Below are 14,755 nucleotides of genomic sequence, written 5' to 3'. Positions count from 1 at the left end.
TGTTTCTTGAAAATGAATGATGATAGATCAATGTGACTCGATTTGGACCATTTTATCGTCATCATTTTCACTGTGTTGCTGAATGATACGAATTATTCCAAAAAGCGAGGTGTTGATCTATGTGCTTTTTAAAATTATTAAATAATTATCAATGTGATGGACCTAAATTGTCAGTTTTTTACTGAATCGATCGCTTGCAGCATGCTGTATGGGGGATGTGAACAGGATAAACGAACGTTCCACGTGAAACATCGCATGAATTGGTTGAGTTTTGGTTGTTACTGAGTAAGCTGAACTGTTGAGTGGCTTGAGACTGATTACAATAGCCGCTGATTTTTGAATTGAGTGTCAGACATGTTAAAGAAAATTGGGATGTTCTCATTATTGGGCTGTATTTCAGCGCTGAGTTTTGCCAACGTAGACAGCTTAAAAAACAATTTAAATCAGCAATATCCCAATATCGAAGTCAGCAATATTCAACCTACAGAAATGAAAGGCTTATATAGTGCCAGTCTAGATAATCAGATTATTTACCTGGATGAAAGTGCCCAACATATGTTTGTGGGGTCTATGGTGCGCTTAAAAGATCAAAAGAACCTGACCAAAGATTTAGTCATTCAACAAAATTCGATTGACTGGAAACAGCTGCCTTTAAAAGATGCGATTAAAACGGTCAAAGGCAATGGGAAGCGTCAGTTAGCCGTGTTTTCTGACCCGAATTGTTCATATTGCAAAAAATTAGAAGCTGAATTGGACAAGCTGACTGATGTGACGATTTATACCTTTATCTATGCCCTAAAACCACAATCAATCGCGGTGTCAAAATCGGTGTGGTGTGATGCGAATCCAGCTTATGCATGGAAAAACTTGCTACAAAAGAATGTGCAGCCGAAAGAGAAAAGTTGTGCCAACCCGATTGATCGTAACCTCGAACTCGGTCGTAAACTTGCTGTCGATGCCACGCCAACTTTGATTTTCTCAAATGGTTTAAAAATGGTGGGTGGACGCAGTGCTGAAGAAATTCAGATAATTTGGAAAGAGCTCGGACTCTAATGAAAAAGCTCCCCAATCATCAATTAAAATGAATGGGGAGCCTTCCGAATGGATTTAACTTTTTTTGGTGACGAGTTTATAAAGGAATAAAATAATCACCGCACCTAGCACAGACGCAATAAAACCTGCTGCCGAATTTTCAGCATATAAGCCAAGTAAACGCCCGCCATAGGTGGCGAGTAATGAACCTGCGATACCCAATAAAGTCGTGACAATAAAGCCCGCTTTGTCATCACCTGGATGTATTGCGCGTGCAATTAAACCAGCAAAAAAACCAACAACAATCGCTACAATCAGAGACCACATTATCTTTTCTCCTTGTTTTAAAAGCAGTATTTCTTATTATCCTGCTTGATTTGAGTGTGCTTTGTCTGTAGTGGATTGCCTATTTGTGTCGTATTTTTGTGCGTTCTTGAGCAAAGTTTGTTTATAGCAGGCCATAAAAAAGGCGCCCTAAGGCACCTGAGTAAGCGGCGAACATGGATAAAATGCCAGTCACGGTCTACTCATTAAAGACCAATTTCACCAATAAATGGCAGATGACGGTACTTTTGATCGAAATCCAAACCATAACCGACAATAAAGCGATCTTCGACTTCAAAACCGAGGAATTTCACTTCTAGCGGAATTTCACGGCGTGATGGCTTACTCACCAGAGTACACAGTTCAATCGAATTCGGGTTACGTGTTTGCAGCATTTCAACTACTTTGCTTAAGGTGTTGCCTGAGTCGATAATGTCTTCCACCACCAGCACATCTTTACCATGAATTTCACCATCAAGATCTTTCAGAATCTTGACGTCTCTTGATGAAACCGTGGTGCCATTGACGTAGCTAGAAACAGTCATAAAATCGAGTTCGTGTGGCTTTTCAATGGCACGGCATAGGTCGGCCATAAAAATAACTGAACCACGTAACAGGCCAATCAATACCAGTTCTTTATCACTTTGAGCATAGTGTGCATTGATCTTTTCACCCAGTTCTTTGACTTTGGCTTGAATCTCTTCACTTGAAATCATAATGCGCATTGCAATGGTCATCGGTAGATTCCTAAAACTTAAAAACGGGAAAATAAAAAAGGTGTTGACCTGCAACACCTCGAAATCTTGAGCTAATCCGCCAATTTTAAAACAAAATTACCGTTCATGCACCTTTTGATGATGAAGAATATGTTTCATTTTGAGCAGATGCACGGTCTCGTTTTAACAGAACAGCACATCCGACGGCCAATATGATCCACCCAAGTTTTTGTTTATTTAAGCGTTTCGCTTTGGCTATAGGCTTTTTGTCCATAGATATAGGTTGCCTCAATATTTCGGTCATCGCCCATGGTGAATAAGGCAAATAAGCTATCATCAACCGATTTTGAACGTGATTGACGTAATTGTTGTAAGGCAGTTGCTTTGAGATTGAGCACCACAAAATCAGCCTCTTTCCCGATATTAAAGTTGCCAAGTTTGTCATCTAGATCTAAGGCTTTGGCACCACCGAGGGTTGCATGATATAGAGATTCAAACGCAGACAGTTTATCGCCTTGCAACTGTTGTACCTTGTACGCTTCATTGACAGTTTGCAATAAGCTAAATGAGGTCCCTGCCCCCACATCGGTTCCGAGACCAACTTTGACTTGTTGTTGCCAGGTTTTGTTCAATGGAAATAAACCGCTACCCAAGAATAGGTTTGAGGTTGGGCAGAAGGCAATTGCAGAATCAGTCTCATGCATACATTTCCATTCCGCATCTTCTAAATGCACACAGTGCGCAAATACCGAACGTTGACCAGTTAAGCCATAGTGATGATAGACATCCAGATAACCCTTTTGCTCAGGGAATAAATCTTTCACCCATGCGATTTCATCTTTGTTTTCACTTAAATGAGTATGTACATAGACATCCGGAAATTGGGCTTTGAGTTGGCCTGCTTTTTCGAGTTGTTCAGGCGTTGAGGTGGGTGCAAAGCGTGGGGTAATCGCATACAGTGCACGACCTTGGCCATGCCACTTCTCGATTAATGCCTTAGAATCCTCATAGCCGCTGTCTGCGGTGTCGCACAAGGCTTCGGGTGCATGACGATCCATCATCACCTTACCTGCGATTAAACGCATTTGGTGCTGTGCTGCGGCCTCAAATAAAGCATCCACCGATTCAGGATGTACCGTACAGAATACCAATGCTGTGGTGGTGCCATTTTTAAGTAGTTCATTGACAAAAAACTTGGCAATGTCTTGCGCATAGGCTTGGTCTTTGAACTGGATTTCGGTTGGGAAGGTATAGGTGTTTAACCAGCTTAAAAGTTGCTCGCCGTAGGCCCCGACCATTTCGGTTTGTGGGAAATGAATATGGGTATCGATCATACCCGGAATAATTAATTGTTCTGGATAATGCTGAATGTCAACGTTTGCAGGAAGATGGGCTTGAGCGTCGTTCCACGTGCCAAACCAGCGAATTTTGCCTTGCTCAGTGATCATGACACCATCTTCGAGATAGCGCACTTGATCGGCAATTTCAGCAGCTTGGGAAACGGTTTTTTGAATATCTAAGAAGCGACCACGAATCACCGTGATTGGAGTAGCCAAAGTCATAACAACCTACAATTTTACTTTTTTCGGTTGATTGTACCTGATTTTGCCAAAGTTACTGGATTATTCGTCTAATTCGCGTGCTGAAAAGGTATATAAATGTGACTCATAATTTAAAGTAACTCAGTTTGGGGAGATCGAAATGTATGTCTTATCTGGGGGAAACGTAGAGACAGAGCAAAGCAATCGAAATAGACTATTTGATCTGATTATGCACTGCCCTACTTTGTATGGGATGTTGCAGCAATTGGCTCAATTGCATCCTACGGCTTATTTAAGTGCAGGTGTGCTTCGGAATACCGTATGGGCACATTTACATGGTCAAAGCTTTGACTTGAACAATTGCGATATAGATGTGATCTACCATGATACAACTGAGCGTGATCACAGCAGAGAAAAGCAATTACAGCGCGCACTAGCGCTAATCTTTCCTGAATAACAATGGGATGTGGTAAATCAGGCCTTGGTGCATACCTGGTATGGTCAGGATAAGACCGAAAAAATTCAGCCTCTAGTCTCGATTGAGCAGGCTTTGTCACTATGGCCAGACACAGCAACGGCGCTTGCAGTCCGCTTAAATCGCTCAGGAGAATTGGAATTGATCGCACCCTTTGGTCTGCATGATTTATTTGCACTCAAATTACGTTGGAATCCTGCATTGGTCAGCTATGACATCTTTAAACAACGGATTGAATCCAAACAGTGGTTACAGCAATGGCCTAAATTGCAATGAGTGGATGATGCTCAAATAAAAAAGGGCCTTCATTGAAGACCCTTTGGAGATAGTTTGTGTTTATTGTTCTTGGCGTTTGTTATGACGTAACGAGAGATACGCGGTGATGCTCAACACCAGTACGATAAAGCCTAATGAGATCCAGATTGGCATGTGGAATACATCGAGCAATAACATTTTTGCACCAATGAACAATAAGATGATGCCCAAACCATACGGTAAGTAATGCATTTTGCTTGCAGCACCTGCCAATAAGAAGAACATCGCACGTAAGCCCAAAATTGCCATTAAGTTTGCGGTTAACACAATGAACGGGTCACTGGTCACGGCGAAAATCGCAGGAATAGAATCCACCGCAAAAATCACATCAGACGCTTCTACCAAGATTAACACCAAGAACAAAGGCGTTGCCCATAACACACCGTTCTGACGAACAAAGAAGTTATTGCCTTCTAGCTGTGGGGTAATTCGCATGTGTTTGCGTAACCATTTCAGCATCTTGATATCTTCAATATTGGTCTCTTCTTCGTCCTGTCCTTTTAGGAACTTAAAGCCTGTGTAGACGAGGAACGCACCGAAGATATACAGCACCCAAGAGAACTCTTGTACGAACCAAGCACCAATAAAGATAAAAATGGTTCTTAAAATGATTGCGCCGAGTACGCCGTAAAGCAGGATTTTACGTTGGAATGCAGGAGGAATCGCAAACGCTGCGAAAATCATCAGCCAGACAAAGACGTTATCAATTGCCAGCGATTTTTCCAGTAAATAACCCGCAAAGTATTCCATGGTTTTTTGGTTGGCGATGGTTGCGCCTACGGTTTGTTGCAGGTATAGCCACAAACCACCACCAAAAATCATGGCAACGGTGACCCAAGCAATACTCCAATAAGCCGCTTGCCTGATGGGTACATCTTGGTTTTGTTTTTGTTTAAAGCCTAAAAAGTCGACTATGAGCATGACCGTTACGATTCCGAAGAACGCAACGTACAGCCATAAATTACCGATAGTTTCCATCACAACTCCCTATCTGGCAAATGGACATAAAAAAACCTTGACCAGTTGCCAGATGAATTAAATAAAACATCTGTTTCAACATGATCAAGGTCTTGCCTACATCACGATAACCTGTGATGCTCAGAGTCCGACTTTTTGCAAAGTGTAATGACGAAACTCTGACACCTAAATTGCTCAGTTGCACAACCTAGGCTTGGAGGAGGCTACTCCCCTTGTCAAATTCTGTTATGGATGATGACATCCAAAGATAGGCATAGAATTACATAAATAATCGATTTAAGCAAACTTTCAATGCATAAATTTTAAGCATTTTTTGTGATTGCAGGATTAGGTAAATGCTGGAAGATAGATTAACTTAAAAGTGAAGGCCTATATTGTTCAGAGAATAAGAGATGAGTGCTGAAAACAATCAAAATAAACCGCAGAAATTATTTGTCCCCCGTGACCCTGAAGAAGCCCACCGTGCGGCCACACCATTAGAACTTTTATTTGACCTGATTTTTGTGGTTGCGATTGCAACCGCAGGACAGCAACTCCACCATGCGATTATTGAAGGTCATTTATGGCATGCTTTACCGACCTATTTTATGGTGTTTTTCGCCCTGTGGTGGGCATGGATGAATTTCACTTGGTTTGCCTCCGCCTATGACAATGATGACACGTTGTATCGCTGTTTGACCTTTGTCCAAATTGTCGGATCATTGGTGATGGCGGCGGGTATCCCCGCAGTTTTTCAACAACATAATTTCGATGTCATTATCATTGGTTATGTGATTATGCGTTTGGCTTTAGTGACCCAATGGATACGCGTTGCCAAACATGATCCTGAACGAAGGGTGACAGCCTATCGCTATGCCATTGGTATTGTCTTGGTGCAGTTGGGATGGTTAATTGGTAATTTCAGTGCCATTCATATGACGCCTGTGTTGTTCCTGATTTTGGTTTTGGCTGAGTTAGCCGTACCGCTGTATGCCGAAAAATATGCGGTGACACCTTGGCATCCACATCATATTGTTGAGCGTTATGCCCTACTCACGATTATTGTGTTGGGAGAGTCGATTATTGGCAGTTTTGCTGCCACTCAGGAAGCCTTTGCCAATCATGACGTGAACTTCAAAGAAATCTTTTTAGTGATTGGCGGCTTATTGATGATGTTTGCCATGTGGTGGGTCTACTTTGATCGCAGTCATCATCACCATCAACGTCATGGGGTGCAGCCTTTTTTATGGGGTTACGACCATTTTTTTATCTTTATCAGTATTGCAGTCCTAGGTGCAGCTTTAGCGGCCTCGGTCGATGTTTCAACACATCATGCTCACATTTCCAGTCAAATGATGGGATGGATGATTGCGATCTGCTTGGTGGTTTATAACACCTATATTTGGCTATTTTATGAGACCTCCTATTTGTCGGGATGGGGACGTTGGCTTTATCCAATGACGATTTTGATCCTTTTCTCGATTCCTTTTTTCTTTGCCGATATTGGCTATATGATTTTTGCGATGGCGGTGGTTTATATCCTCCGTCTCATGCTTTCCAAAGCGTATTTGATCAATTGCCATGATCAGCAACAGCTGGCATCAAACAAATAATCAAAGCCTCCCAATATGGAGATGAGCAGACAGGCGAATGAGCAATGCATTCGCCTGTTCTAATTAAAAATTTTCAAAATTTCTGTGCGTAAAAATTGGTGTCGTGGGTTATGTGTGACATGTTCATGCCAATACATGCCCATGTTGATTTTAGGCAATTCAATCGGCAGTGCATGGATCTTTAAATGCTTCGCATAATGTAGATTTTTCAGAATACTTTGTGGAATCGTTAGCACTGCATCGGGGTATTGGGCCAAAACTTGTAGTGCGGTTGAATAGTGTTGGCAACGTAGGAAAATTTGACGAGACAGCTGTTGCCGATTTAGATAAATATCTTCCAGCAATAAGCCAGTCCGCCGTGATGACACACCAATATGCGGTGAGGATAAATACTGAGATAAACTGATCTCAGGCTGCTGGGTACACACCACAAAATGGTCGTCAATCAGGTTTTCAAACTGTAAATGATCCTGATGCGGTTGCACCAGATCAATCACAAAATCGATTTGTTGCGCTGAGAGATCGGCCAGCATATTTTTACGATCCAGCTTGGAACTCAAGAACTGAATGTTCAGATTCAATTGGGCAAAATGATGCACCAATTGTGGAAAAATAATCGGTTCGATTTCATCATGAATGGCAATTTTTAGGCTGTGCAGCATGTTCGGTATAAAGCCTTGCTGGGGCACGGCAATCTGTTGAATCGCCAGTAATGCTGTTTGAATCGGCTGATAAATTTGCTCGGCATAAGGTGTTGGCAGCATTTTTTGCCCGCTTCGAACAAATAACTCGTCTCCAAGTTGTGTACGCAAACGTTGCAAGGCATGACTGACTGCAGATTGGCTGATACACAACAATTGCGCAGCTTTGGAAATGCTCTTTTGTTCAAAAATCGCAATAAACAGCGGATATAAATTGATATCAATACGATGAAAGTGAGCCACTTCCAGTGGGCTGGTATTATGAATCTGATTCATAGTTTTGAATAAAATAAAATCATTTCATTCATAATAAATTTTCGCTTATGGTGATGTAAAGCAGCGAATCAATATTCGCCATATTTTAGATTGAGGGAAATGAGGATGTTTGCATTATCTGAACGCGCACAGGATTTTATTGCACGAACGCAAGCCTTTATTCAACAAGAAATAGAACCGATTGAAAAAGCCTTCTGGGATGAAGTCCATCATCTGAATGTCGATGGCGACTGGACGCAATGGCAATGGCCTGAGCAACTGGAACAGCTGAAAAGTAAAGCCAAAGCAGCGGGCTTATGGAACATGTTCTTGCCTGATGCAGAACTGGGTGCAGGTCTGTCGGTACAGGAATATGCGCATATCGCGGAACTGACAGGACGCAGTCTGCTCGCCCCGACGGTTTTTAACTGTAATGCGCCTGATAGTGGCAATATGGAAGTGTTATGGCGCTATGGCAGTGAGCAGCAAAAACAACAATGGCTCCACCCTCTCCTCGCGGGCGAAATCCGTTCCGTATTCTGCATGACTGAACCTGCAGTGGCCTCCAGTGATGCCACCAATATGCAAGCCACGGCGGTGATTGAGGGCGATGAGATCGTCTTGAATGGACGCAAATGGTGGTCATCGGGTTTGGGTGATCCCAATGCCAAAGTGATTATTTTCATGGCCTATACCCCAGATCCTAGTAAAGACCGTCATCATCAGCATTCGATGGTATTGGTGCCAATCGATACGCAAGGGGTAACGATTGAACGGATGTTGCCAGTCTTTGGTGATTACGATGCCCCGCATGGACATGGGCAAGTCAATTTCGACCAAGTGCGTGTGCCAGTGAGTAACTTTATTGGCGGTGCTGGGCAAGGATTTGAAATTGCACAAGGGCGTTTAGGGCCTGGGCGGATTCACCATTGTATGCGTTGTATTGGCGCAGCTGAAAAAGCATTGGAGCTGATGATTGATCGAGGCATGTCACGTAAAGCCTTTGGTAAAGAAATTCTCAAACTCGGTGGTAATTTAGAGCGTGTTGCAGATGCGCGGGTGCAGATCGATCAAGCGCGCTTATTGACCCTGTACGCCGCTTATAAGATGGATACGCAGGGCAATATGGCGGCATTGACAGAAATCTCTGCGATTAAAGTGGTGGCGCCGAGCGTCTTGCAATATGTGGTCGATATGGCGATCCAGATTCACGGTGGTGAAGGCGTTTCACGCGATACCCCACTGACTGCATTTTTCAATCAAGCGCGTAGTTTACGTTTGGCTGATGGACCTGATGAAGTGCATAAAGGCATGATTGCCAAACTCGAACTGAAAAAACGTGGCTATGCTCGTTGATAAGGAAAATACAACAATGACAATGATTGATATCGGTGGACAGGTTCGCCATGGTGAAGAGCTGGATATTGCAGCGGTTGAAAACTGGTTAAAAAACCAAGGTGTGGATCTGCAAGGACAGGCACAACTGACCCAATATTCAGGGGGTGCATCGAATTGGACCTATCGGCTGCAGTATGACAATGCCGACCTGATCTTACGTCGCCCACCGAAAGGCACCAAAGCCAAATCAGCGCATGATATGGCGCGTGAATACAATATGCAGAAGCATCTGGCACCGTTTTATCCTGTGCTACCTGAAATGATTGCGCTGTGTCAGGATGACAGCGTCATCGGTTGCGACTTCTATGTCATGAAACGGATCGAGGGCATTATTCCGCGTGCCAATTTACCCAAAGAATTACAGCTGGATGAGCCGCAAGTACAGCAGCTGTGTCTGAATGTTCTGGATAAATTGATTGAGTTGCATCAAGTACCTTATCAAGGCACAGAGCTAGAAAAATTGGGGAAAGGTGAAGGCTACTGCCGCCGTCAGGTTGAAGGTTGGGATGCGCGTTATAGCAAAGCCCTGACACCGAATGTGCCTGATTTTGCCTTTGTGCGTCAGTGGTTGCTGGAACATATCCCAACTGATGCAAAAACCTGCGTGATTCATAATGACTGGCGTTTTGATAATGTCATTTTAGCTCCACAACAACCGACGCAAGTGATTGGCGTGCTGGATTGGGAAATGGCGACACTCGGTGATCCTTTGATGGATCTGGGCAGCGCTCTCGCCTACTGGATTCAAGAGGACGATGATGCCTTGATGAAATCTAGCCGCCGTCAGCCGACCAATTTAAAAGGCATGCTGACACGGCAACAGGTGGTGGATTACTATCTGGAAAAGACCGGTTTACAGCCTGCCAATTGGGCTTTTTATGAAGTGTTTGGTTTGTTCCGTTTGGCCGTGATTGCGCAACAGATTTATTATCGTTATTACCATCAGCAAACCGATAATCCAGCCTTTAAAGATTTCTGGATTATGATTCATGCCTTACATATTCGGGCTTTAAAACTGATCGCGCAAAACAATCCACAGGCACGACCATTGATTGCTGAATATGGTGCAAAACTACAGGATATTTTAAAACGATGACCACAATTTATTTGGTACGACATGGGCAGGCGTCTTTTGGTGCAGCAAGTTATGATCAGCTTTCAGCCAAAGGTGAACAGCAGGCACAGGTCGTCGGTGATTTTTTTAAACAGACCCTGAAGCAAACACCGCTGATTGTGGCAGGTTCGATGCAACGTCATCAGCAAACAGCACAATTGGCTTTATCACAAAGTTTTCAGGATGCACTGATACAAACAGAATCGGATTGGAATGAGTTTGATCATCAGCATGTGTTTGCCCAATACGAACCGCGTTTTAATCAACCTGAATTGCTGAAACAGGATGTCGATTTGATGGCCAATCCTCGCGCTTATCTGGCCAAAATTTTCGATGGAGCCATCGACCGCTGGATTGGCGAGCAGTATGACCATGAATATCATGAGACCTGGTTAGGCTTTCAATCGCGTGTACAAAGTGCTTTGCACGGTTTGTGTCAGCACATTGATGCCACGCAACCCCGTCAAGCCGTGGTATTTAGTTCTGGCGGTGTGATTTCTGTGGCGGTCGGTCAGGTGTTGGGACTGAATGCCAAACAGATTTTTGCACTGAATTGGTCGATTGCCAATGCAAGTATCACCACACTGCGTTGGTCAGATGATCGTTTGCAATTACTCAGTTTTAATGAGCATCATTATTTAAAAGCGCGTGATGCTGAACTTTTAACATGGATTTAAAAAAATAGGTGGCAGGCATGGCAAAAACCATTTTAATTACAGGTGCAAGTTCAGGTTTGGGCGCAGGTATGGCGCGTGAATTTGCGGCTAAAGGCTATAATCTGGCGCTTTGCGCACGACGTTTAGAGCGTTTAGAAGCCTTACAGCAAGAGCTGCAAAAGCAGTTTTCGATACAGGTCAAGATTAAAATCCTAGATGTGACCCATTACGATGATGTGTTCACGGTGTTCCATGCCTTTCAGCAAGAATTTGGCACGATTGACCGAATTATTGTGAATGCTGGTGTTGGCGATGGTCGCCGTATTGGTAAAGGACATTTTGAGGTGAACCGCGCTACCGCGGAAACCAACTTTATCTCGGCCTTGGCGCAGTGTGAAGCCGCAGTTGAAATCTTTAGAGCGCAAAATAAAGGCCATTTGGTGGTGATTTCTTCGATGAGTGCGATGCGTGGTTTACCGAAGCATTTATCGACCTATGCTGCCAGTAAGGCCGCTGTAGCGCATTTGGCGGAAGGGATTCGTGCGGAGTTGCTGCATACCCCAATTAAAGTCTCAACGATTTTCCCTGGTTATATTCGAACTGAATTAAATGAGGGTGCCAAGAAATTACCATTTGAGGTGGGTGAGATAACAGGAAGCAAGGCTTTGGTGAAAGCCATTGAGAAGGAACCTGTGAAGGCTTATGTACCGCAGTGGCCGTGGTTGCCAATGGGGATTGCAATGAAGATTTTGCCATTGAAGCTTGTGAATAAATTGAGTTGATTGCCATTTAAAATGGATTGGACAAATATGTTTATTCGGCATGGATGCCGCCTGTCGCGATCTGAATTAATATAACTTCGAGGAAATGTGATACTCGGAAACGTCATCTGCAACCTGCGTGGTTTAAGTAAGAGACTGTTTCTGCGATATATGTTGATCAATGCAAGAAGAGGACAGGTTTTGCAGATGACAATGGTTTTGCCTACTTTTCCCGAAAGAAAAGTAGGGCGAGCCGCAGGCTGATCCAGAAATTAGATAAGAACTTGCAAGACTCCGTTGAGACAATAGTTTTTCAATAAGTTAGAGAAAGTGTTGAGGTTAATTACGACAAAGCCGTAATCAACTTTTGGTGTAAACCACCAAAGCCGCCATTGGACATGATCACCACCGCATCACCCTCACCTGCTTCATTGACCACACGGGCAATGATCTCATCTAAAGAGCGGCTGACTTCAGCCTTGTTTGCTGATGCTGAGATCACCGGTTGTAAATCCCAATCCAAGCCCTCTGGTTGATACCAAATCACTTCATCGGCCAAACGTGCAGAATGTGCTAAACCATCTTTATGGCTACCCATACGCATGGTGTTAGAACGTGGTTCAATGATCGCCCACAACTTACGCTCGCCTAGCCGTTTACGTGCGCCATCGAGTGTGGTTTCAATCGCCGTTGGGTGATGGGCAAAGTCATCATAGACTTCGATGCCGCGCACCGTGCCTAACAGCTCCATACGGCGTTTCACCCCGCCGAAGTTGGATAAGGCTTCACAGGCTTGCGCAAGGCTGACACCGACGTGCTGTGCAGCTGCAATCGTTGCCAACGCATTGGCAACACTATGCTGCCCTGTCATATTCCATTTCACTTCACCGACCACTTTGCCGTGCTCAAGCACTTTAAAGTGACTGCCATCGGCACTGATTAGTTCAGCAGATAATGCGGCTTGCTCATTTGGCTCAAGACTGGTGCGAACCACAGGGGTCCAGCAACCTTGTTGCAAGACTTCATCAATATTGGTTTCAGTAATCGGTGCAATAATACGACCTTCACTTGGAATGGTACGCACTAAATGATGGAACTGTTTTTGAATCGCAGCCAGATCATCAAAAATATCGGCGTGATCAAATTCGAGGTTGTTGAGAATCGCGGTTTTAGGGTGATAGTGAACGAACTTAGAACGTTTATCAAAGAAGGCAGAATCATATTCATCTGCTTCAACACAGAAATATTGACCTCCACCTAAACGTGCACTTTCACTGAAACCCAGTGGTACGCCGCCAATCAAGAAACCCGGATTTAAGCCTGCTTGATCAAGCACCCAAGCCAACATGGTGGTGGTGGTGGTTTTACCGTGTGTGCCCGCGACACCAAGTACATGTTTGCCTTGGAGCACATGATCGGCCAAGAATTGTGGGCCAGAAATATAAGGCAGGCCTTCATTCAGCATGTATTCAATCGCATCAATCCCACGTTTCATAGCATTGCCGACGATGACAAGATCAGGATGCGGTTGCAAGTGGCTACGGTCATAGCCCTGCATCAATTCAATACCTGCATTTTCCAGTTGAGTCGACATCGGTGGATAAACATTGGCATCTGAACCTGTGACTTTATGTCCTAAATCTCGTGCGAGTAGAGCCAAAGACCCCATAAATGTGCCACAAATACCCAAAATATGCAGATGCATAACGCGCCTTCTCCACTGCTTTTCATACAGCACGGTATCGTATGTATGATTGTCGTTATCAATAAAAATCAAACGCAACGATAGCAAGGCTTGCATGGAAAAGATAGTCAAAATTCGTTGTTGTTGTTTACTTATAATGATGCGGATAGATGCTAATATTTCAACGATTTTACTGGCATGCTATTCCCTATTGTTCAACCCTGATTTGGATAAAAGAACACGATGTTGAGCCCGACACTTTTAGCGCTATGTTTGTTGATTATTTCTAACTGTTTTATGACCTTGGCATGGTATGGGCATCTAAAGATTTTGCATGATGCACCGCTCTGGCAGGCCATCTTATTTAGCTGGTGTATTGCACTGTTGGAATACAGTTTTATGATTCCTGCCACCAAATTGCTCAACCAGCATGGCTGGAGTCTGGGCGAAATGAAGATTACCCAAGAAGTGGTGACTTTATTGGTATTTGTGCCTTTTATGATTTTTCTATTTAAACAACCCTTCAAACTGGATTATGTCTGGGCGATGCTGTGTTTAATGGGGTGTGTCTATTTCGTTTTTAGAAATCAGTAAATCACAATGGCTCGGATCAAACATGGTCTGAAGCCCTTCACCATTGTGAGATACGCATTCAGCTCTATTTGGCTGGGTGCTTACAGGCATTTTTTAAAATTTTGCTAAACTTTTGATCTCTTGCCGAAGGATTTTCATATTCAAAGCCATAGTCACTGTCCATTGTTGTTGTGGACAATGCACCATTGGGTTCAAAATTAGACAAGGCATAGCTATAGGTCTCATCGTCACAGTACACACGATATTGTGTAATTGAATAAAGCGTACCGAGCTCAGTCGGGTTCATATAATACCCTGTCATCAATACAGGTTCTCTTTCATCGGTATGTGATGAACCGGTGACAATGAATTTCTCATAGGCTTTACCCGTGAGTGCGTCACTGTTAATTTCGCCATTATAGCCCTGTGCTTTATTTAACGATTTAAAGGTTTTTTGAAACTCATCGAGATTTAAATTCACTAAAGCGGCATTGCTGTATGCCGTGAAAAGTGTGATTGCCAATAGGCTTAGCCGTTTTTTCATTATTAATGCTCTTGTTGATTTTTAAGCTCCCCTATTATTATTGAAATATAGCGCTATGTCATTGTTAGCACACTTTATTTCATTTTTTCCTAAAAA

14 protein-coding genes and 1 pseudogene are annotated in these 14,755 nt (G+C 43.5%); 8 read left to right on the top strand and 7 right to left on the bottom strand.

All coding sequences use genetic code 11. The features are described 5' to 3' along the window. The first annotated feature begins 354 nt into the window (after positions 1–354). The gene (locus tag F957_RS20290) at positions 355–1,053 is read left to right on the top strand and encodes a DsbC family protein (RefSeq protein WP_016543218.1); all 699 of its coding nucleotides are present in this window, start codon (positions 355–357) and stop codon (positions 1,051–1,053) included. Positions 1,054–1,107: 54 nt separating this feature from the next. Here F957_RS20290 and F957_RS20295 read toward each other — a convergent pair whose 3' ends face one another. The 3 genes from F957_RS20295 to guaD form a co-directional block, all read right to left on the bottom strand. Beyond that, on the bottom strand, positions 1,108–1,359 hold the full coding sequence (locus F957_RS20295) for a GlsB/YeaQ/YmgE family stress response membrane protein (RefSeq protein ID WP_016543219.1): 252 nt from the start codon (positions 1,357–1,359) through the stop codon (positions 1,108–1,110). Between the two features lie 203 nt (positions 1,360–1,562). After that, positions 1,563–2,093, bottom strand: coding sequence for a hypoxanthine phosphoribosyltransferase (gene hpt / locus F957_RS20300; RefSeq protein WP_016162105.1), 531 nt, complete (start codon positions 2,091–2,093; stop codon positions 1,563–1,565). A gap of 212 nt (positions 2,094–2,305) precedes the next feature. Continuing rightward, positions 2,306–3,634: a guanine deaminase gene (gene guaD, locus F957_RS20305; protein ID WP_016543220.1), complete on the bottom strand. Its 1,329-nt coding sequence runs from the start codon at positions 3,632–3,634 to the stop codon at positions 2,306–2,308. Positions 3,635–3,773: 139 nt separating this feature from the next. On the opposite strand from guaD, the pseudogene F957_RS21005 reads away from it, so the two are divergent. Next, a pseudogene (locus F957_RS21005) lies at positions 3,774–4,364 on the top strand (nucleotidyltransferase family protein). A gap of 60 nt (positions 4,365–4,424) precedes the next feature. On the opposite strand, the gene F957_RS20320 reads toward F957_RS21005, so the two are convergent. Beyond that, complete coding sequence (locus tag F957_RS20320) at positions 4,425–5,381, bottom strand: TerC family protein (RefSeq protein WP_016543223.1); 957 nt, start codon at positions 5,379–5,381, stop codon at positions 4,425–4,427. 392 nt (positions 5,382–5,773) lie between these two features. Between F957_RS20320 and F957_RS20325 the strand changes: the two genes are divergently transcribed. Beyond that, positions 5,774–6,973: a low temperature requirement protein A gene (locus tag F957_RS20325; protein WP_016543224.1), complete on the top strand. Its 1,200-nt coding sequence runs from the start codon at positions 5,774–5,776 to the stop codon at positions 6,971–6,973. A 59-nt stretch (positions 6,974–7,032) separates the two neighbouring features. Here the strand turns inward: F957_RS20325 and F957_RS20330 are convergent, their stop codons facing one another. Continuing rightward, complete coding sequence (locus F957_RS20330; RefSeq protein WP_016543225.1) at positions 7,033–7,950, bottom strand: LysR family transcriptional regulator; 918 nt, start codon at positions 7,948–7,950, stop codon at positions 7,033–7,035. Positions 7,951–8,055: 105 nt separating this feature from the next. On the opposite strand from F957_RS20330, the gene F957_RS20335 reads away from it, so the two are divergent. From F957_RS20335 to F957_RS20350, 4 genes are read left to right on the top strand one after another with little or no spacing between them, the layout of a single operon-like run. Then, positions 8,056–9,285, top strand: a complete 1,230-nt coding sequence (locus F957_RS20335; RefSeq protein WP_016660068.1) for an acyl-CoA dehydrogenase family protein — start codon at positions 8,056–8,058, stop codon at positions 9,283–9,285. 16 nt (positions 9,286–9,301) lie between these two features. After that, a complete protein-coding gene (locus F957_RS20340; protein ID WP_016543227.1) occupies positions 9,302–10,423 on the top strand; it encodes a phosphotransferase family protein in 1,122 nt (373 codons plus the stop codon). Next, positions 10,420–11,118: a histidine phosphatase family protein gene (locus F957_RS20345; protein ID WP_016543228.1), complete on the top strand. Its 699-nt coding sequence runs from the start codon at positions 10,420–10,422 to the stop codon at positions 11,116–11,118. The genes F957_RS20340 and F957_RS20345 overlap by 4 nt, the downstream gene beginning before the upstream one ends. A 17-nt stretch (positions 11,119–11,135) precedes the next feature. After that, positions 11,136–11,879 (top strand): SDR family oxidoreductase, encoded by a 744-nt coding sequence (locus F957_RS20350; protein ID WP_016543229.1) that lies wholly within the window; start codon positions 11,136–11,138, stop codon positions 11,877–11,879. 322 nt (positions 11,880–12,201) lie between these two features. Here the strand turns inward: F957_RS20350 and mpl are convergent, their stop codons facing one another. Then, positions 12,202–13,563: a UDP-N-acetylmuramate:L-alanyl-gamma-D-glutamyl-meso-diaminopimelate ligase gene (mpl, locus tag F957_RS20355; protein WP_016543230.1), complete on the bottom strand. Its 1,362-nt coding sequence runs from the start codon at positions 13,561–13,563 to the stop codon at positions 12,202–12,204. A 222-nt stretch (positions 13,564–13,785) separates the two neighbouring features. Between mpl and F957_RS20360 the strand changes: the two genes are divergently transcribed. Beyond that, positions 13,786–14,136 carry a DMT family protein gene (locus tag F957_RS20360; RefSeq protein WP_016543231.1) on the top strand — a complete coding sequence of 117 codons (351 nt, stop codon included), beginning with the start codon at positions 13,786–13,788 and terminating at the stop codon, positions 14,134–14,136. 64 nt (positions 14,137–14,200) lie between these two features. Here F957_RS20360 and F957_RS20365 read toward each other — a convergent pair whose 3' ends face one another. Beyond that, positions 14,201–14,659: a hypothetical protein gene (locus F957_RS20365; RefSeq protein ID WP_016543232.1), complete on the bottom strand. Its 459-nt coding sequence runs from the start codon at positions 14,657–14,659 to the stop codon at positions 14,201–14,203. Between the last annotated feature and the right edge of the window lie 96 nt (positions 14,660–14,755).

Source organism: Acinetobacter gyllenbergii CIP 110306 = MTCC 11365, from assembly GCF_000413855.1.
Classification (GTDB): domain Bacteria; phylum Pseudomonadota; class Gammaproteobacteria; order Pseudomonadales; family Moraxellaceae; genus Acinetobacter; species Acinetobacter gyllenbergii.
This window is presented reverse-complemented; position numbering and strand designations above follow the sequence as displayed.

What these genes read in the sequence shown, in the direction of transcription:
- guaD (WP_016543220.1), bottom strand. Translation starts at nt 3,634, where the DNA reads ATGACTTTGGCTACTCCAATCACGGTGATTCGTGGTCGCTTCTTAGAT.
- F957_RS20290 (WP_016543218.1), top strand. Translation starts at nt 355, where the DNA reads ATGTTAAAGAAAATTGGGATGTTCTCATTATTGGGCTGTATTTCAGCG.
- F957_RS20325 (WP_016543224.1), top strand. Translation starts at nt 5,774, where the DNA reads ATGAGTGCTGAAAACAATCAAAATAAACCGCAGAAATTATTTGTCCCC.
- F957_RS20345 (WP_016543228.1), top strand. Translation starts at nt 10,420, where the DNA reads ATGACCACAATTTATTTGGTACGACATGGGCAGGCGTCTTTTGGTGCA.
- F957_RS20330 (WP_016543225.1), bottom strand. Translation starts at nt 7,950, where the DNA reads ATGAATCAGATTCATAATACCAGCCCACTGGAAGTGGCTCACTTTCAT.
- F957_RS20360 (WP_016543231.1), top strand. Translation starts at nt 13,786, where the DNA reads ATGTTGAGCCCGACACTTTTAGCGCTATGTTTGTTGATTATTTCTAAC.
- hpt (WP_016162105.1), bottom strand. Translation starts at nt 2,093, where the DNA reads ATGACCATTGCAATGCGCATTATGATTTCAAGTGAAGAGATTCAAGCC.
- F957_RS20365 (WP_016543232.1), bottom strand. Translation starts at nt 14,659, where the DNA reads ATGAAAAAACGGCTAAGCCTATTGGCAATCACACTTTTCACGGCATAC.
- F957_RS20350 (WP_016543229.1), top strand. Translation starts at nt 11,136, where the DNA reads ATGGCAAAAACCATTTTAATTACAGGTGCAAGTTCAGGTTTGGGCGCA.
- mpl (WP_016543230.1), bottom strand. Translation starts at nt 13,563, where the DNA reads ATGCATCTGCATATTTTGGGTATTTGTGGCACATTTATGGGGTCTTTG.
- F957_RS20295 (WP_016543219.1), bottom strand. Translation starts at nt 1,359, where the DNA reads ATGTGGTCTCTGATTGTAGCGATTGTTGTTGGTTTTTTTGCTGGTTTA.
- F957_RS20340 (WP_016543227.1), top strand. Translation starts at nt 9,302, where the DNA reads ATGACAATGATTGATATCGGTGGACAGGTTCGCCATGGTGAAGAGCTG.
- F957_RS20335 (WP_016660068.1), top strand. Translation starts at nt 8,056, where the DNA reads ATGTTTGCATTATCTGAACGCGCACAGGATTTTATTGCACGAACGCAA.
- F957_RS20320 (WP_016543223.1), bottom strand. Translation starts at nt 5,381, where the DNA reads ATGGAAACTATCGGTAATTTATGGCTGTACGTTGCGTTCTTCGGAATC.